The sequence below is a fragment of the Psychrobacter fjordensis genome (assembly GCF_904845995.1).
Taxonomy (GTDB): Bacteria; Pseudomonadota; Gammaproteobacteria; order Pseudomonadales; family Moraxellaceae; genus Psychrobacter; species Psychrobacter fjordensis.
Window position 1 is genome coordinate 397,249 of the sequence record NZ_CAJGYP010000002.1, and the last position, 19,602, is coordinate 416,850.

Here is a 19,602-nt window from a genome sequence, read left to right on the forward strand (position 1 = left end):
AATTATATTAATGATGGTTAGTTTAGTTGCTAAGCTGTTCTACCTTACGCGAGCCTTGTGGCTGAATAGGGCGGTTATTACCTTCGTATAAATCAGACATAATCTCAAACTGATCGCTAGTCAACGTTAAAGGTTGCTTACTGACATACCATTGGACTCTTTCTGAACAAGGCGGTGTTGTTAGCGAGCCGCTATAATGATAGAAAGTAGCCATGACAGGTGCTAAGGTGGATAAATCAACATCATTAGCCGTAAATTCGTCATCATTTTGGGTGGTGATTTCAGTCCCGTTTAGCAACACGCGCAGCATGTTATTGGCCTCACCAATTTTCAGCATGACACCTACTACCGTAAGATTGCCTTCGCTATTAGCGTGAACAAAATGAATCTCGCCTGGATAGTTTTGACTACCGAATTGATGTTCGCTTGGCGTATGGTAATGAAACTGCTTCAATAGATAGCGTTCATTGTCTAATATAATAGCGTTATTTTCGGTCGTCGGTGTATAAACAACAGTATGGCCATTGTCATGAATTCGAATGTCAGTAGATTTAGCATAATCCATGACGGGTGTGGCTGTGCTACTGGCAGTCACTTTTGTAATATTGATAGGCGACTGCTGTTTCCCAGTTTTACAGGTACTAGCACCTTCGATGTCACCCCAATATTCAGTACCTGTACTACCTTCGTATGACCACTTAGGATGATGAACACTATGACTATCTTGCGATACCATTACGGCCGCACTAGTGTCAGTCAGCTGTTCTTTTGAAGCTTGATGTTGAGAGGTGCAGGCAGAAAAACCGAGGGTGCTTACTGCTACGGTAGCAAACGCTAAATAATGACAATTCATATTATAGGCCTGAATAAAGTTATAGTACCTTAAAAATCAAATAGATACGGCGTAAAAATCGTATGCCGAAATTATATAAAGCCTACAGTTGATTTTCTTGTATTAAGATTATTATGTGTTATCTGAAAGTAGGATTTTATAACAAATTTATGTCTACTTAGCAAATAGTGACTTTAAGTCAGAAGTAATATCCTAAAAAAAGCCACCAAAATGGCAGCTTCTTCTTTGAGGAATAAATTCGTTCTAGTTCATTTGGGTAGTTTTCGATTGGAATGATGACCTATCTAGCCTGTTTTTCAACTTTTAACTGTGAGAAGCTAAGCATTTTCTAACTTAGGACGGGCTTTGTTAATCGCTTTTAGTAGTGCTTTTTCAAACTGGCCTTCTTTAAACTGGACCAAATATGAATGCGCCGCGCAAAAGTTCTGAGTGTCACGCCATTCATGGGCGAGATTGGTAGCCCAGTCACAATATTCCTTGCCAGCACTGGGTTCGTTTTTCAATGCTTTTTTGGTCGTAGGATGTAGTATCAGCTCAGGCAATATCGCCTCTAGTAACTTTGTTGGCGGACTCATAAAGGTATCATCGACGTGCAAGCTTTTGCTGGCAGGATGATAGGCCAATAATGAACCGGCATGAATCATCTCATTAGGCGATATATAGTAGACGCCTTCTGACATAGAGAACTTAAGCTCAGGATAGCGTTCAGCGACCGCATCACTCTCGACCAAATCATCTGCCCATTGTACTTCTGATATTTTTTTATGATGTCGGCTACTGCCGTAAAAGGTTGCTTTTGGGAAGTCTTTTGCCATCTGTGCACAATGTACCGTGTGGAATGGATGTACGTTCAGTACAGCCTCGACATTTTCCCCATTATTGGTCAATGCCATCACTTCGTCTCGAACGTCACCTGTTAAGGCATAACTGTCCAAGAAGATAAAGCGTCCTGATGCTAGCTTTATTAGTGAGCATTGCGTACCGATATTTAGTACACCACCAATGCGAAATGATCCGCGTATGTTCCAAAAACCCGATCCTAAATTATGAATTTTATCGCTCATCAATTGCTTCCTTAAATGATTAATTTTTAAATTTATAAGATTATTTTTATATAGCTATTTTATACAGCTACTTTATATAGCGCTTTATGATTATGGCAATTTGCTCACTCAAAGTCTGTTACAAAGGTGAAACTTTGATTAGGGTGTGTCCTGATTTCAAAAATGGAGATAAAAATGAGATAAATTGCCGTCAAACGAGAAAATAGTGTAGATAATATCGAGATATTGACTAACTATTTGACGATGTTTGGCAAAATTTAGACATTTTTAGCCCAGTTAGATGAATGTCGTTTGAATTGAGGACATGTCCTAACGTTGTTATTAATGGCGTTTTTTGTTTGTATTAGATTTTGATATCAGCACGTATGATTGGCTGTGATACCATAATGTGCTTGTCGTTACAAACCTAAAGCAATTATCATTGCTGACGTTTATAGGGTTAATTCAATTTAATTGTGGTACAAAGCAACCAAGCGCAGAGGTAGATGTCATCCCTCAAGCGAAGTTGACGCTGTAACCTGTTTATAATGAATTGACTCTATTTTAATTCTATCACTCACGTCAGCCACATGACGCCTAATATAGTTAGCATCCTTGTGAATAATACTGTCAGTCAGACTCAAAATAAGGCCCCATTGTTATCTCCTCAAACCAGTTCACCATCGTGGGTGCTAAAGCTCACGATTGGCTTGATTGGTATGTTTGCTTTTTTGCAGGTGTACTCTATTCAAGCCGTGCTACCTGTATTAATGGTGGACTTTTCAGCGACCGAAGTACAAGCAGGTATGATCGTTGGCGCGACGATAATGGCGATTGCTATTATGTCGCCATTTTTGGGTATGCTCTCTGATGCAGTGGGGCGTAAGCCCTTTATCGTTGGGGCGCTGTTGTTTTTGGCGATACCAACGGCGTTAATCGCACAGAGTCCGAGTATTGGTTGGCTAGGGTTATGGCGATTCATGCAAGGATTGTCAGTGCCAGGTATTACGGTCGTGACGATTGCTTATATCGGTGAGGAGTTTGAAGGGCGAGCAGTGACGGATCTGATGTCATTCTATGTGTCAGGCTGTGTATTAGGCGGGTTCCTTGGTCGGTTTTTGCTCGGGCATTTGCATGAGATCGTTGGCTGGCGTGCAGGGTATTATGTGATGGCAGGGATGACGCTGGTCGGCGCGATGTGGGTCGGAAAAATGCTACCATCATCACAGCAATTTGTGGCCAATCCTAACTTTCGAGCAGCGATACAGACGCTTGGAGAGCATTTGACCAACCGTTATGTCGTGACAGCCTGTCTGCTTGGGGCGTGTGTGTTATTCTCGCTAGTGGGCTGTTTTACCTTTATTAACCTACATCTGGCCAATACGCCTTATGAGCTGAGTACGGGTGCACTGGCCAATATTTTTGCGGTCTATCTGATAGGGGTCGTTATTACACCGTTATCGACCAACCTGTTACGTCGATTTGGGTCAGCACGTACCGTTCGAGTTGCTATTTTTATCTCTATGATAGGCGTGTTGTTGACACTCGTGACGCCATTATGGGGTGTGGTGGTAGGACTTGCTATCATGTCCTCAGGTGTGTTCGTTACCCAAGCGGCGACCATTAGCTATATCGCGGTCAATGTGAAGAAAGGCCGCTCACTCGCATCGGGTTTATATTATCTGGGCTATTATACGGGTGGGACTTTAGGGGCATGGCTGTGCGGCATCGTCTATGCGCGTGGGCAGTGGTCGCTAACGGTATGGTTGCTAGTGTTTGTACAGGTTTTAGCATTGCTCGTTGCCAGTTTTGGTATGGTAAAGACCAAATCACGTGCCGCTTAATATAAAGGCTAATAATTAAGTGATGTTAATCTAAAGTCTACCAATCTAAGGGCTACTAATCTATAGGCTCGCTAACATAACGTGATAAGGCGTGAAACCAGAATAAACGAACGCTCAGTGTCATAGTGTTTATGCGTGTATACTTTACATAGTATGGGTTTTTTCTTACTATCGATGATGGCGTTTTTTAAATACTATTAGTAAAAATGGAGCAACAGTAATGGCTGCTCATAAAAATATAATTTGTTAAAATTCTTTTAGAATGCGAGTCGTTAACGCTTTATCTCTGATCAACAAGGAAGTCAATTTTATGTCAAATATTTATAATAGTGCACCGTCCGCTTACGATTATCCACTATTGGTAAAGCAACTATTAAACCGTGCCAAGACGGTATCGCTAGATCAAGAAATCGTTTATGCAGATAAAAAACGCTTTACTTATAAAGAGCTGTTTAGCCGTATCAATCGCTTGGCCAACGTTTTAGCTGATTTAAAGCTTGATGCTGGTGATGTGGTGGCAGTGATGGATTGGGACAGTCATCGTTATTTGGAGTCGTACTTTGCGGTGCCAATGTCAGAGTATATTTTGCAAACCGTTAATATTCGCCTGTCACCAGATAAAATTCTCTATACCATCAATCATGCCAAGCCTAAAGTGCTGATGCTGAACTCTGAGTTTGCGCCGTTGGTTAAAGACTATCAGTTTGAGAACTCCAGTATTGAGCACATCATTTGGCTCGATGATGATGGGGTGTCGTATGAAGGCGTTTTTGGTGGTAGTCAAAATCGCGTGAAAGGTGAGTATGAGACATTATTAGAAGCCGCCAATAGCGAGTTTGAGTTTCCTGACTTTGATGAAAATACCATTGCGACGACTTTTTATACGTCAGGGACGACAGGCGATCCAAAGGGCGTGTTCTTTAGCCATCGTCAATTGGTATTGCACAGTTTGGCAGAAGCCGCGACCTTAGGTATGCTCCCTGATAAGCAGGGTGTTAGCTATGGTGATGTTTATATGCCGATGACGCCGATGTTCCATGTCCATGCGTGGGGTTTTCCGTTTACCGCGACGATGGTAGGTCTAAAACAAGTCTATCCAGGACGCTATGCCCCTGATAGTTTGCTTGATTTGATTATTAATGAAAAAGTCAGTATCACTCACTGCGTACCAACAATTTTACAAATGGTGCTCAAAGAAGCACAGGATCGCGGTGCGAGCTTTAACGGTCTAAAAATGATCATTGGTGGTTCACGATTGACAGAAGGTTTGGCAAAAGTAGCCATGAGCCAAGGTATCGAAGTTTATACTGGTTATGGCATGTCAGAGACCGCGCCGCTTATTAGCTTGACCGAGTTTAGTCTCAACGAGCCTGAGATGTCTGATGATGAAGATATCGCACGCCGTTGTATGACTGGTAAGCCTGTGCTGATGGTCGATGCTCAAGTGTGGGGTACAGATAATAAATCGGTTGGTACCGGTAAAGAAAATACAGGCGAGTTAGTATTGCGAGCGCCTTGGCTGACCCAAAGCTACTTGAAAAATGAGGATGCGGGTAAGGAGCTATGGGAAAATGGCTACATGCATACCCAAGATATCGCTTACATACGTCCTGATGGTTGCATTGGTATTACCGACCGTCTAAAAGATGTGATCAAATCAGGTGGTGAGTGGATATCATCATTGGAGATTGAGACCATTTTATCACTGCATCCAGCCGTGGCGGATGTATCAGTCATTGGTGTTCGTGATAAACAGTGGGGTGAGCGTCCATTGGCCTTGATAGTTCTAAAACCTGATGCGCAAGATACGAATGTGGATGATATCAAAGCCATTGCTGAAAAAGCGGTAGAGCGAGGTATGATTCCTAAGTATGGCGTGCCCAGTCAGTTTAAGTTTGTGGATGATCTGCCAAAAACCTCCGTTGGCAAACATGATAAAAAAGTCATGCGTAAGATGTATGCTGATCAGACCGAAGTATAATTTTATGTAGTTGACCTTTATCATTAGCTCTGCTACATTTTAAACCGATACGTAATGTATCGGTTTTTTAGTTTTGGCAAGGATAGCCAGTATTGTATTATGAGAATATACAATAAGAGCTTATAGCAATTTCCAAAAAGTAGGATTAGCGGTGTCAAACTTGTTTAGTCTACGACAGGTAGTACTTGCACTCGTTTTTCTTGCGACTCTAATTTTTGTGAATGGTATTATATTATAAAGTAGTATCTTATTACTCATCGTTTACGCTAAGGACAGCCATTATGAGCGAGCAAGCCACCAATAAAAGTACTAATCAAAGCAGCAATCACGTTTCTATTCAAAACTCTCAAGCGCCATCCGATACCACTCAGAATTTTGCTGATATCTATCACGACTCCATTAATAATCGCGAGCAGTTTTGGGCTGAGCAAGCCAAGCGTATCTACTGGCATAAAGAGCCTGAGCAAATCCTCGATGACAGTAATTTGCCTTTCGCTAAGTGGTTCGTTGGCGGTGAGACCAATCTTTGTTATAACTGTGTGGATCGCCACCTCGAAGAGCGTGCAGAGCAAGACGCATTCATTTGGTTGTCATCAGAGATTAACCAAGAACTGATCGAAACATTCCCCGCCGTCGTTGATTCGTTTAAAGACCTAGGCAACAACGTCGAGTTTTATACAGACTATACCAAGCGCCGTTTGACGTACAATGACTTGTATAAAGAAGTCAATTATTTTGCGGATGTATTGCAACGTCATGGTATCGGCAAGGGCGATCGCGTCATTATTTATATGCCGATGATTCTGGAAGCGGCTTACGCCATGTTGGCCTGTGCTCGTATCGGTGCGGTGCATTCGGTCGTGTTTGGTGGGTTTGCTGCACATAACTTGGCGATCCGTATGGATGATGCCGAAGCTAAAATGGTCATCACGGTGGATGCAGGTTTGCGCGGTGGTAAGGTCATTAACTATAAAAGCCTCGTCAATCAAGGGGTTGAGAAAGCAACGACAAAGCCGGAGCATGTGTTGGTCGTCAACCGAGGCGTATTGCCATTTGTACCACAAGAGATCGATGTGGACTATGCGACTGAGCGCCGTGTTAGTTGTGAAGCCAACGCGATTGTTGAGCCTGTTTGGCTTGAGTCCAATACGCCATCGTATCTTCTCTATACTTCAGGAACGACGGGTACGCCAAAAGGCGTGCAACGCGATACGGGCGGTCATGCCGTAGCGCTGACAACATCGATGGATTATATTTATGACGGTAAGGCAGGTGAAACGTTTTGGGCGATATCTGATATTGGCTGGGCCGTTGGACACTCTTATACGATCTATGCGCCACTATTAGCTGGCATGACCAGTGTCATGTATGAAGGATTACCACATCGCCCAAATCCAGGTATTTGGTGGCGGATTGTCGAGGCCAATAAGGTCAATATCTTATTCACCGCACCGACGGGTGTGCGCATGCTCAAAAAACAAGATGAAGCTTGGATGACACGCTACGATGTCTCAAGCGTTAAGTCGTTCTTTTTGGCAGGTGAGCCGCTCGATGAATCCACAGCCAATTGGCTAACTAAGCATCTGGGTGTCCCTATTTTAGATCATTATTGGCAGACAGAATCTGGTTGGCCTATTCTAAGTAATACGCCAAAGTTCAATCATAAACCGCATAAGCAAGGATCGCCTGGTTATCCAATGTATGGCTATGATGCGCAAGTTATCAATGAAGAAACAGGCGAGCCTTGTGCTGCGGGCGAAAAAGGATTGCTAGCGATTAGTGCCCCATTACCACCAGGCTGTCTCACTACCGTATGGCGTAACGACGAGCGCTTTATCAGTAGCTATTTCGGCTTGTTTGATGGACAACAATACTCAACGTCTGACTATGCCGTAACTGATGAGGATGGGTATTTCTATATCTTAGGACGCACAGACGATGTGATTAATGTCGCTGGTCATCGTATTGGTACGCAAGAGATTGAAGAGGCGATCAGCATGCATCCAGAGATGGCAGAGTGTGCGGTTGTAGGTATTCAAGATCAGTTAAAAGGGGAGTTGCCTATTGCATTCTGTGTGCTGAGAGATCATGAGCAGGTGGCAACGACTGAAAATCGGTTCCGTATTGAGCAGCAAATCATCGGTGCCGTGGTCAAATCCCTTGGCGGTATTGCAAGGCCCGCGGCCATTTATTTCCCGCAAGCGTTGCCAAAGACCCGCTCTGGAAAAATATTACGCCGTGCCATTCGTGCATTAGCAGAAGGGAAGGAAACAGGGGATATGTCGACACTCGATAATCCACCCGCGATTGATGCGATCAAACAGTCTATGAAAGATTATTAATCAATGCGGAATGTGACTTTATTGATTGCTGACCAATAACGACACTCGATTTTGTAAAAAGCTCATGAATCATCATGGGCTTTTTTAGTTTTAAATTTCCATAATATTTACTGGTGGATATAACCTAACATAAAAGTTTAATAAAGCGCTTGACCCTAAAATTGATTTATTGCTATAGTCAATAACGATACATAATAAATCATTTTAGAATCATCCATGTTTGGTAGTTATTGATGAATATTTAATTTTTATCAATACAAAATATAGTCTGTTCAATATAATTTGGATATGAGGAAGCAGAGTGAAGTTACTACAAATAGTAGACTAAGCGAGGCTGACACTGTATCCAATTTATAGAGGGTTGATTATACCGTCACATGGTAGTTTCGCAAAAAAGATAAGGATATCTTATGCACCACGTTCAGCAGCTCATCAATGGTCAATTCGTCGATTCTAATACCAGCGAATGGATTGATATCACCGATCCCGCCACACAAGAAGTCATCGCAAAAGTTCCACAAACGACCGACGATGAAATTAACCAAGCAGTCGCTGCCGCCCAGACCGCCTTTCAAACGTGGCGCAAAACACCTATCACCACACGTGCCCGTATCTTCTTAAAGTATCAAGCCTTGATACGCGAGCATATGGACGAGCTAGCAGGGATTTTGACCACTGAACAAGGCAAAACGATTGCAGATGCTCGCGGTGACGTATTCCGTGGTTTAGAAGTGGTCGAGCATGCAGCAGGTATTGCAAACTTACAGATTGGTGACTTTGTTGAAAACGTCGCATCAGGCGTTGATACCTATAGCATCTGGCAGCCGCTAGGTGTGTGTGCAGGTATCACACCATTTAACTTCCCAGCAATGATTCCACTATGGATGTTCCCAATGGCGATTGCTACGGGTAACACCTTTATTCTTAAGCCGTCTGAGCAAGACCCGATGGTCACCATGCGTTTGGTTGAACTAGCGATTGAAGCTGGCGTACCTGAAGGCGTGCTAAACGTCGTTCATGGTGGTAAAGCTACCGTCGATGCTATTTGTGATCACCCTGATATCAAAGCCGTTTCTTTCGTCGGTTCTACCGCTGTTGGCAAACACGTCTATGAGCGTGCCAGTCAATCTGGCAAGCGTGCCCAGTGCATGATGGGTGCAAAAAATCACGGTGTTATCTTACCGGATGCTAATAAAGAACAGACGCTTAATCAGCTAGCAGGCGCAGCATTTGGTGCTGCCGGTCAGCGTTGTATGGCGCTGTCAGTGGTGGTACTGGTTGGTACTGCAGGTGAGTGGATTGATGACATTAAAGCCAAAGCAGAAAGGTTGATCGTATCAGCAGGTAAGCATGATAAAGACCTAGGCCCGCTGATTTCTCCTGCCGCAAAAGCCCGTGTGGAGCATTTGATTGGTACTGGGGTAGAAGAAGGTGCCAGTCTGATTCTAGATGGTCGCGGCATTACCGTTGAAGGATATGAGAAAGGTAACTTTGTCGGCCCGACTATCTTTGATAACGTTACAAGCGACATGCAGATTTACCAGCAGGAAATCTTTGGGCCAGTATTGTGTATCATGCGTGCCGCCGACCTTGATGAAGCGATTGAGATGCTCAATGCCAATCCACATGGTAATGGCACGGCGATATTTACTCAGTCAGGTGCCGCCGCACATAAATTCCAGCAAGACATTCAAGTCGGTCAAATTGGCATTAACTTACCGATTCCTGTGCCACTACCAATGTTCTCATTCTCAGGTTCACGTGCTAGTAAGCTTGGTGATCTCGGTCCTTATGGCAAGCAAGCCGTGCAGTTCTATACTCAAACCAAAACTGTTACTGCGCGATGGTTTGATGATGAGGCAAGCCGTGGTGTCAATACCACCATTTCAATTTAATCGCTCGTTCGACATGTTTGCGGTATAGCGATAATCCTGCTTAGGGCATATTTTAACAAAGCCTGATCTTATGATTGTCGTTATGCCGCTGCTATACTGTATAGCCAAGACTATATGAACAATATTAGACTGACGATTTATAAAATTCTCTACACCATATTTGCTATGCACGCACAAGGATGACCTCATGGATTTTTCATTGACCGACGACCAAATTGCCTTCCGCCAAACCGCTCGGCAGTTTGCCCAAAAAGAGCTAAAGCCACACGCAGCAGAGTGGGATCGCACGTCGCATTTCCCAGTTGATGTCATCAGAAAATCAGGCGAGCTTGGGTTTTTAGGATTGTATACCAATCCAGAATATGATGGTTTGGGATTACCACGCTTAGACTCTGCCATGGTGTTTGAAGAGCTTGCATGGGGTGATACTGCCGTTGCTGCTTATATGAGTATTCATAACATGACTGCTTGGATGATAGGTGAATATGGTAGCGATGCTTTGTGTCAGAAATATTTACCCAATATGGTGAGTGGAGAGTGGTTGGGTAGTTATTGCCTAACGGAACCCAATGCTGGTTCCGATGCGGCTTCTCTGCGTACCAAAGCGGATAAGCAAGGCGAGCATTATGTACTAACTGGAGAGAAAACATTCATTTCAGGCGCAGGGTCTACCGATGTGTTAGTCGTCATGGCACGTACAGGCAGCGCAGGCGCAAAGGGCATTTCGGCTTTTGTGGTAGATGCTAATAGTGCTGGTATCGAATATGGTAAAAACGAGCATAAAATGGGCTGGAAAGCACAGCCAACCCGCACGATAAGCTTTAAAGATGTGAAAGTTCCAGTAGAGAATTTAATCGGTGAGGAAGGTCAAGGCTTTCGTATTGCGATGAAAGGTTTAGATGGTGGTCGTATCAACATTGGTATCTGTGCTGTTGGTACAGCGCAGTCAGCATTAGAGACGGCGACCAACTATGTGCAAGAGCGTAGCCAATTCGGTAGCCAGATTGCTAATTTACAATCGGTACAGTTTAAACTTGCGGATATGCTGACCCAGACCATTAGCGCGCGACAAATGCTTTATCTAGCAGCGAGCAAAGTCGATAACAATGATGTCCAAGCGTCTACCTACTGCGCAATGGCAAAGCGTCTCTCTACTGACCTGTGCTTCGATGTCGCCAATGAAGCCTTACAGCTACACGGTGGTTATGGCTATCTAAATGAGTATCCACTTGAGCGTCATGTACGAGATTTGCGTGTGCATCAGATTTTGGAAGGCACCAATGAGATTATGCGAGTAATTGTCTCGCGTCAGTTATTACAGGACGATGCGTTGGATCAATTGCGTTAATTGTATTAGGGCATATTCTCCATCTAATTGATGACACGCCCTAATGGCTAACCATTTAACCATACCCGATTCAGATAAAATAAAGGATTATTTATGACGGATTATACCAATCTTAAGTTATCGATTGATGGTCATGCTGCTACCGTGACATTGAATAACCCACCAGCCCATACGTGGACGATGGACAGTCTGCCAGCACTCAAACAGCTGGTGACTGACCTCAATGCCAATGATGATATTTATGCTTTGATTATTCATGGTGATGGCGAGAAGTTCTTTTCAGCTGGTGCTGATTTAAACAATTTTTCAGATGGCGATAAAGGTCGTGCAATCAGCATGGCAATTGCTTTTGGCGAAGCGTTTGAGGCGCTATCAGCGTATCGCGGTGTCAGTATTGCCGTCATCAACGGCTATGCGATGGGCGGCGGACTTGAGTGTGCGTTGGCCTGTGATGTTCGTATCGCAGAAGCGCATGCACAAATGGCATTGCCAGAGACCGGTGTGGGATTATTGCCATGCGCGGGTGGCACACAGAATCTGCCTTGGTTCGTTGGCGAAGGTTGGGCAAAACGTATGATTTTATGCGGTGAGCGCGTTGATGCAGAGACAGCGTTACGTATCGGACTGGTTGAGGAAGTTGTGGCCAAAGGAGAAGGATTAAAAGTGGCGCAAGCACTAGCGCAAAAAGTGGCTAAGCAGTCTCCTGTTGCCGTCAGCTATTCTAAAGCGCTTATCCAAGCCGCCAGAAATACCCCGCCTGCACAAAACCTTATCCATGAGCGCGAAGCGTTTGTTAAGTTGTTCGATACCAACGATCAGCGCGAAGGCGTGCAAGCGTTTTTAGAGAAGCGCAAACCGAATTGGCAAAATAAATAGGCTGTAGGTAAGATGTCCTAACAGTCGTTTTACTCATTTTAATTTTTGCAGGTACCTTTTATGACAGCAGCTATAACCGCAACGAATAATAATCAAAAAGTCACAGAAAGCACAGAGCAAGAAGCGTCAGTATTGTTCAATACTGAACCGACAGATTGTGGTCATCTGATTGGCGTCATGACGCTCAATACGCCCAAATCTCTCAATGCGCTGAGTGTTGATATGTGCAAATTATTATCACAGCAGCTAGATGCGTGGGCAAGTGATGCACAGATAGTCGCTCTGGTATTAAAAGGCGCAGGCGATAAGGCTTTTTGTGCGGGTGGTGATATTCGTAAGCTGTATGACAGTATGTCGATCAATGCACCGTTACCGAACCCTTATGCGACAGAGTTCTTCAGTTATGAATATAGCCTCTATCGTCAGATGCATTTTTATGCCAAGCCATTAATACTCTGGGGTGACGGTATCATCATGGGCGGAGGTATGGGATTGATGGCAGGTTGTAGCCATCGTTTGGTCACTGAGCGTACCCGCTTTGCGATGCCAGAAGTGACTATCGGACTATTCCCTGATGCCTCTGGCAGTTGGTTTTTGCAGAATATGCCTGCCAAAACAGGTCTGTTTTTAGGGTTAACGGGTGCGATGTGTAATGGTAGTGATGCGATATTGGCCAATCTAGCAGAGTATGCCGTCGCTAGTAGTGACTATGATGCGGTCATACAAAGTTTAAAACAGAGCGATTGGCAACCAGCTGCCAGCAGTAAGGACAAATGCGATAACAATAGTACGCATAGTATCGTTAGCCACGCACTCGCTACGCAATCAGTTGCTGAGTTACCTGCCAGCAATTTAGCAAAATATTGGCAACCTATTCAGCAGCTGATGAACAGCGGTGGCTTAGGAGATATCGATGCCATATTGCAAAGTGATGAGGCATTAGCAACGTTACATTCAGACTTTGCAGCAGACAGTTGGGCGCAGCGAGCAGTCGCTACTTATCGACATGGTTGTCCCGTTACCGTCGCTTTGACCTATGCGCTTTATCACAAAGTTGCTGACCTGTCGTTAGAGCAAGTTTTATATCTAGAAACCAATGTGGCGGTACATTGTGCGGCCAATCCTGACTTTAAAGAAGGCGTACGTGCGCTACTGATTGATAAAGACCGTAGCCCTCAATGGTCGCGTTCATTAGCCGATTGTCTCAATGCAGAGGGGCAGGCATATATCCAACAGCATTTTTTGAACCCTTATGCGACAGGTGAGCACCCTTTAGACAGTTGGTTGGGTACTGAAGCAGCAGGCAATAAGTTTGTGCGCTAACAATATAAATCAACCAGTTGATTTATATTAATTAGACATACCACACTGAACGACATAATGGCATGACGTACACGAAACACAAGCGTGCGTCATGCTGACTATATAACCATCAAGGAATGATGAGATGAATACACAGGATGTAAATACTGCTGATAGTGGCAGTGCGAAGCCAAACATTGCTTTTATCGGGCTTGGTAATATGGGCGCGCCAATGGCGGAGAACTTGTTAAAAGCAGGTTATGCATTATCTGTCTATGATTTGTCTGAGGATGCGACCCAGCGCTTACAGCAAGCAGGTGCTAGGGTGGCAGACAGTCCTAAAGCTGCTGTAAGCAATGCCCAAGTCATCATTAGTATGTTGCCTGCTGGCAAGCACGTTCATTCTGTCTATTTGGGTGAAGATGGCACCAACGGTTTGCTTGCAGAGTTACCACAGGGCACATTGGTGATTGACAGCAGTACTATCGCAGCGGCTGATGCAAGGACCGTGGCAGAGGCGGCAAGCAAGCTGGGTATAGAGTTCTTAGATGCGCCAGTCTCCGGTGGTACGGGCGGCGCTATTGCAGGCAGTTTGACTTTCATTGTGGGCGGCAGTACTGACGCGTTTGCGAGAGCGGAACCAATACTGGCAGTCATGGGCAAAAACATCTTTCATGCTGGCGAGCATGGTGCCGGACAAGTCGCAAAAATCTGTAATAATATGCTGCTAGGTATTCTTATGGCTGGGACAGCAGAGGCGATTAATTTGGGCGTCAAAAATGGCTTAGATCCCAAGGTGTTATCAGATATTATGCTACAAAGTTCAGGCCGTAACTGGACATTAGAAGTGTACAATCCTTACCCGCAAGTAATGGAGAACGTACCATCGAGCAATGGTTATCAAGGTGGCTTTATGACTAAGCTGATGCAAAAAGACCTTAATCTGGCTTTGCAAACCGCTCAGAATACAAACGTTGATACGCCGATGGGTGCTAAGGCTGCAGAGTTATATGAAGCGCATACAGTCGAAAATGGTGATAGAGATTTTTCTAGCATCATGGCGCGTCATGATAGTTCGGTACTCTCTTAGCACCAAGAGAAAGTAATTGAGACATTAGAAAGATGTGTTTAACCATATAAAAAGGCCTGCGCTAATATCTTAGTGCAGGCCTTTTTATAGACATCCAATTATAGCCATTTAATGATAGTCATTTAACGGTCGCTGCTTTAGCTTTGTAGCTCATATACTAGCGATTGGATATCTTGTGCTGCTGCTTGTAATCGTGGCACGTGTGTTAGTAGCTCGTCCAAAGATAGGCGTACGGTTGGCGCATGAATATATAGCGAGGCCAGATAGCGCGACTTTTTATCAAGTATCGGTACGGATACGGCTACCATTTCAGAGATAAACTCTTCGTTGTCGATACCCACACCCATTTCAGCAATATGATCCAGCTCTTTATTTAACGCATCGATATCGGTGATGGTGTTTTTGGTGAACTTATCTAGTGGCAGACTTTGCAGTATCTTGTTGCGACTGGTAGCAGATAACTGACTCAAATACAGCTTACCGGTAGCGGTACACCACATTGGTGACTTGGCACCTACGGGCAGATAAATCTGTAGCGGTAGAGCGGTCTGTGCACGGTTGGTATAGAGCATGTCCATATAATAGGGAATAGCAATCCCGCACGTTTCTTTTACCTCTTCTACTAATTTGTGCAAAACCATTTGTCGTTCATTAAAGAACTGGCGCTGCTGCCACAGCTCAACACTCAAGTTACGTACTCGTTTGCCAGGAATGATGCCACCTCCAATATCGACGGTCACAAAACCCTCATCAACCAAATTCTGGATCAATCTATGCATGGTTGGTTTAGGAATGTCTAATTCCTGTGACAGCTCAAGTGGAGAGAGAGGCTTTGAAGCATAAGACACAGCTTCGATAATCTCTAACACACGGGTAATCGACGATACTTTAGGCATATGGATGGCTCAATAATAAAAATAATACAGCAGGAAATATCATAATGTTTTAATCAATCAGACAGGTGGTTGAGAATATGCAGGCTATTGCCATACTCTTAACTACTTCTAATTTAGCACAATATTGAGCTTAGACAAGTCTTAGGTACGCTATCTGCTCATACTATATAGAAACAATTGTATGATTAATGAATGTGTCTAAAAACCTATTTAAAGCAACAGTGGCTACACCAACTCACAAAGTACAACAAACCGTAGTAATAAGCTATATAACAGCCACTGAGTTTAATGGAAAGGTCGTTCACTATAATGACATATTTTGTAATACCCTTACGTGAACATTAAGCTGTTCGATATCAATGTTTACGCTATTCAGTAGCTATAAGAGTATTGTGTAACAGAAACCCAGAGTTTTACGGATTGGTGTAGTAATTATTACAATACCTATGCAATCTTTACATAATGGCAAATAAAAAGCGCATCTATAGGGATGACTTTTAAGGCCAAAATTGTTTTAATCTCCTCAACAAAAATGATTGATATCAAAATCTGAATTATCATTTTTTTACGGGCGAGTTATTACATTCTTTAGGAGAATATTGATGAAATTTATTAAACTAACGGCTATTTCTGCTGCTGTCATGGCATCAACTGCTGCTTTTGCTGCTGAACCAGTTATCGTTGTTGATGAAGCTGATGCAATGGTATATGAAGCTGAGCCAGTTGCTGTTGCTTATGAAGCTGAGCCAGTTGCCGTCGCCTATGAAGCAGAACCTACTAATACTGGTATTGTCGGTAAAACTACGGGTGCTGTTCGTAATACTACTGGCGCTATTTTTGGTGGTACTAAGACACTTTTCAACACCGCTATTAACCCAGCATCTGTAAGTGCTGAAGCTGGTACTTTGGGTTATGGTGCTAGCGTTGGTTACTCACTAAATGAGAAAACTGAGTTACAAGCTGGTTGGGCAGGTGGTGATGCAGCTGACCTATTCGGCGGTGATTTCGATGTTGACGACGTAAACTACGAAGTAGATTCAGATTTCAGCAACCCGTACTTAGGCGTGCAATTACGTCCTGCTAGTAACTGGTTCACAGTTGGTGCTGGTATTATCGTTCCTGATAACGATATCGATATCCGTGCAAACTCTGAAAATGGTTCATATAAAATCGATAACGTTAGCTATGACTCAGCTGAAGTTGGTACTCTAGAAGGTAATATCGAGCATCGTAACAAGCTAGCTCCTTATGCTACTATCGGTTTCCGTCCTAATATCACTAACAACTTCGGTGTGTTCGGAGAGTTAGGTGCTGCTTATATGGGTAAAACAGACGCAACTGTAACGGCTACTGGTACTAGCGATAATGCTGTTGCTGCTGCTAAAGCTGCTGAAACTGAGCTTGAAAATAAAGATTGGTTAGAGTGGATGCCAATTGTTAAAGTTGGTGCAACTTACCGTTTCTAATCTAATCACAGTCTAAAGGCTGTCATTAGAAGAAAAGTAAGCGCAAAAAAACGACCCTTTTTAGGGTCGTTTTTTTGTCTGAAATAAAGTAACAGTCGTTGTTTAAAACAATAATCGCTATCTAAATTAATATAATTGTCACTTATCTAAAAAACAACGACCGTCTGTTGTATAGATAAAACGGCAATTTGATAAGGTAATTTATGGTCAGTTATGACGGTTAAAGCTGACGGCTCTCTACTGGCATCTATTAAGTCATCAATAAGATGGGAGTAATCTGTTCCCAAACCTTGAGCCAGTTTGTATTGATGAATTTTAATAAAGCTTTCTTTTATCTGCCACAGCAACTTGGCGATCGTGTCGCGTTGAATCACGGGTAATGATTGCAAGATCACAATCTCATTGTCTGAGTAAAATCGCTTTGCCACATGCCATGCAACATTATTGAGCTCTACGTCCACACCTATAGGGTGGTGAGGGCTAATCACCACGGCGACGGTACTGCTCATCGGTGCATGAATTGTCTTGCTTTTGCCACCTGTATGACTGAAGCATACGTAGTGCCCACCTTTGACAAGGCGATACGGGAATGCGGATTCATCTAACGTATCGCTGAGTGCTAGCTTATCCAGTAATTGCTCTAACAACAGGCGTACGCCTCTACGCTGTCGCTGACGTTGGGCACGAGCGATATCACGCACTGATAAATTATCTGGTGATATGTGGTATTGCCAACTACGTTTGTACCATTCATCAGTATTTATATATGAATCGTCAGCAATTAGTCGACCCAACGATTTGCTCCACAAGTCTTGGTGCCTAAGATGTGGAGATTCACTTACCTGCGCGGTAGCACACCAGGTCATGGGCTGTAGCTGAGTAAATTGAATATGCGTCAGGCGTAAGGTTGGCATCATTAATTATATCGATTGGTATGAGTTTGTTTTTTGTTTAGGGCGTGTCTTCATTTCAAAAATGGTGATAAAAATGAGATAAATTGCCGTCAAACAAGAAAAATAGCGCAGATAATATCGAGATATTAGCTAGCTATTTGACAATGTTTGGCAAGATTTAGCCATTTTTAGCCCATTTAGATGACTATCGAGTGAATTGAAGATATGCCCCAGTAACACGTAAAAAGCCCAGTAATATCAATATCACTGGGCTTTTATGAATCAAGTTGAGCTTATTTGATTCTGATTGGTTGTACGACTCTTAGTAAGACAGCTCAGCACGACGGTTTTGTGCATAATCAGCTTCAGTGTTACCAGCAGCAGCAGCGCGTTCTTCGCCATAGCTGATGACACGGATGTTATTTGTAGACACACCTTGGGTGGCAAGATAGTTGCGCGCTGCTTGAGCACGGCGCTCACCCAATGCGATGTTGTATTCACGGCTGCCACGTTCATCAGTGTGACCAGCGATAACAACACCAGCTGATGGGTTTGAGCTAAGCAAGCTTGCATGTTGATTCAAAACACTGGCTGATTGTGCTGTGATTTCGCTGCTATCATAGCCGAAATATACAACGGCTTGTAGGTTCTCAGCACCAGCCATAACGGCGCTAGAGTTGTTCATAGAAACAGAGCCATTATATCCAGCTTGACCACCTGGGATACCTAGTGGGGCAACCACAACTTCAGAGTTTGTACGTTTGGTAGCACAACCTGTAGTAATGGCGATTGCGCTTGCTAATACAGTTAGAACGGCGATCTTAGAAAAGTTAGTTGACATGCTGAGCTCCTAAAATTTTAATTAAATTGTTTTTTTAAACTGCTTAGGATAAAACTTGGGCAATTGCTATCTATAATATACTAAATGTTACTTTATGTAATTAGTTTTACTGTAAATAATTCTAGAATTTACATATAGATATGAGGCTTACTACCATCGATGCTTGCCCCAGTTTTCAGGGTTGGCCCAGTAGTCAGCATTGAGCCAATTCGGTAGCTGTTTATAGTCATATAAATTAAACTGCCAAAGGGTGGCTGCTGTTGCTACAGGTGAGTTTTTTTGATTCATTAAGCCAATCTCTAAAGATTGCTCATTCAAAATATCAAATGGCGTAAAGCCATAAGCTTGCAAGCTTATGCTGCTCTCAAGTGCGATTAGCAGATGCGCAGCATACAGATCACGATAGCGCATCAGTAGTGGAATATATTGCTGTAGTAGCTCGGATGACAATGCAGGTAACCAAAAACAGGCAAGCTCATACCGTTCAGGCAGTTGCTGCTGTGTAAGCTCTGATAACGTTACTATCTGTAGCGCTTCAACCTGTTCCATTTCATTATTGCTGTCTTTATTACTGAGATATTCTTTTAGTTCTGTCTTTAATGCCATGCGTGCATTTTTGTCTTGTACCACCCATAATAACTCAGTGATATCATTGAGCTGTTCAGTCATTTCCGGTGTGTCTTCTTGCGTCACTAACGATGGTAGTAGGGCATCAACGTAATCTATGAGTAATGGTAAAGTAATGTCTGAACGACGGGCAGTATGCTTTGTCATATAATAGGCCGTTAATTGAATGGTGATCAGTAGTGAATCTATTAAATCATTTTAAGCATCATTATCCAATGATTGATTAACACAAGTTGTCTCAACCTAGCTTGAAATACCACATATACATCTGCATTTCTTCTGGATGCTATAATCTTTAGACCTGC

15 protein-coding genes are annotated in these 19,602 nt (G+C 43.4%); 9 read left to right on the forward strand and 6 right to left on the reverse strand.

The annotated features are described in order from the left end of the window. Positions 1-22: 22 nt before the first annotated feature. A complete protein-coding gene (locus JMW61_RS10185; RefSeq protein WP_197217460.1) occupies positions 23-853 on the reverse strand; it encodes a carbonic anhydrase in 831 nt (276 codons plus the stop codon). A gap of 317 nt (positions 854-1,170) precedes the next feature. Next, a complete protein-coding gene (locus JMW61_RS10190) occupies positions 1,171-1,917 on the reverse strand; it encodes a hypothetical protein (RefSeq protein ID WP_197217459.1) in 747 nt (248 codons plus the stop codon). 569 nt (positions 1,918-2,486) lie between these two features. Between JMW61_RS10190 and JMW61_RS10195 the strand changes: the two genes are divergently transcribed. The 8 genes from JMW61_RS10195 (at position 2,487) to mmsB (ending at position 14,574) form a co-directional block, all read left to right on the forward strand. Next, the gene (locus tag JMW61_RS10195; protein WP_265090118.1) at positions 2,487-3,740 is read left to right on the forward strand and encodes an MFS transporter; all 1,254 of its coding nucleotides are present in this window, start codon (positions 2,487-2,489) and stop codon (positions 3,738-3,740) included. Between the two features lie 310 nt (positions 3,741-4,050). After that, positions 4,051-5,721, forward strand: coding sequence for a fatty acid--CoA ligase (locus JMW61_RS10200; protein ID WP_201550991.1), 1,671 nt, complete (start codon positions 4,051-4,053; stop codon positions 5,719-5,721). Positions 5,722-6,002: 281 nt separating this feature from the next. Continuing rightward, positions 6,003-8,063 carry a propionate--CoA ligase gene (locus tag JMW61_RS10205; RefSeq protein ID WP_227687441.1) on the forward strand — a complete coding sequence of 687 codons (2,061 nt, stop codon included), beginning with the start codon at positions 6,003-6,005 and terminating at the stop codon, positions 8,061-8,063. Between the two features lie 410 nt (positions 8,064-8,473). Then, the gene (locus JMW61_RS10210; protein ID WP_201550993.1) at positions 8,474-9,958 is read left to right on the forward strand and encodes a CoA-acylating methylmalonate-semialdehyde dehydrogenase; all 1,485 of its coding nucleotides are present in this window, start codon (positions 8,474-8,476) and stop codon (positions 9,956-9,958) included. A gap of 187 nt (positions 9,959-10,145) precedes the next feature. Then, on the forward strand, positions 10,146-11,306 hold the full coding sequence (locus JMW61_RS10215) for an acyl-CoA dehydrogenase family protein (RefSeq protein ID WP_201550995.1): 1,161 nt from the start codon (positions 10,146-10,148) through the stop codon (positions 11,304-11,306). A gap of 93 nt (positions 11,307-11,399) precedes the next feature. Continuing rightward, entirely contained in the window at positions 11,400-12,182 is a 783-nt protein-coding gene (locus JMW61_RS10220; RefSeq protein WP_201550997.1) for an enoyl-CoA hydratase, read from the forward strand. Between the two features lie 60 nt (positions 12,183-12,242). Beyond that, complete coding sequence (locus JMW61_RS10225) at positions 12,243-13,505, forward strand: enoyl-CoA hydratase/isomerase family protein (protein WP_201550999.1); 1,263 nt, start codon at positions 12,243-12,245, stop codon at positions 13,503-13,505. Between the two features lie 124 nt (positions 13,506-13,629). Beyond that, positions 13,630-14,574, forward strand: a complete 945-nt coding sequence (mmsB, locus tag JMW61_RS10230) for a 3-hydroxyisobutyrate dehydrogenase (RefSeq protein ID WP_201551001.1) — start codon at positions 13,630-13,632, stop codon at positions 14,572-14,574. A gap of 137 nt (positions 14,575-14,711) precedes the next feature. Here the strand turns inward: mmsB and JMW61_RS10235 are convergent, their stop codons facing one another. After that, entirely contained in the window at positions 14,712-15,470 is a 759-nt protein-coding gene (locus tag JMW61_RS10235) for an IclR family transcriptional regulator (RefSeq protein WP_110923752.1), read from the reverse strand. Between the two features lie 602 nt (positions 15,471-16,072). Between JMW61_RS10235 and JMW61_RS10240 the strand changes: the two genes are divergently transcribed. Then, on the forward strand, positions 16,073-16,936 hold the full coding sequence (locus tag JMW61_RS10240; protein ID WP_201551003.1) for a hypothetical protein: 864 nt from the start codon (positions 16,073-16,075) through the stop codon (positions 16,934-16,936). 146 nt (positions 16,937-17,082) lie between these two features. Here JMW61_RS10240 and JMW61_RS10245 read toward each other — a convergent pair whose 3' ends face one another. The 3 genes from JMW61_RS10245 to JMW61_RS10255 all read right to left on the reverse strand — a co-directional run bounded on the left by JMW61_RS10245 (position 17,083) and on the right by JMW61_RS10255 (position 19,444). Beyond that, positions 17,083-17,853 carry a 4'-phosphopantetheinyl transferase family protein gene (locus tag JMW61_RS10245; RefSeq protein ID WP_201551005.1) on the reverse strand — a complete coding sequence of 257 codons (771 nt, stop codon included), beginning with the start codon at positions 17,851-17,853 and terminating at the stop codon, positions 17,083-17,085. Between the two features lie 298 nt (positions 17,854-18,151). Further along, entirely contained in the window at positions 18,152-18,670 is a 519-nt protein-coding gene (pal, locus tag JMW61_RS10250; protein WP_201551007.1) for a peptidoglycan-associated lipoprotein Pal, read from the reverse strand. Between the two features lie 150 nt (positions 18,671-18,820). Next, the gene (locus tag JMW61_RS10255) at positions 18,821-19,444 is read right to left on the reverse strand and encodes a DUF6231 family protein (protein ID WP_201551009.1); all 624 of its coding nucleotides are present in this window, start codon (positions 19,442-19,444) and stop codon (positions 18,821-18,823) included. Between the last annotated feature and the right edge of the window lie 158 nt (positions 19,445-19,602).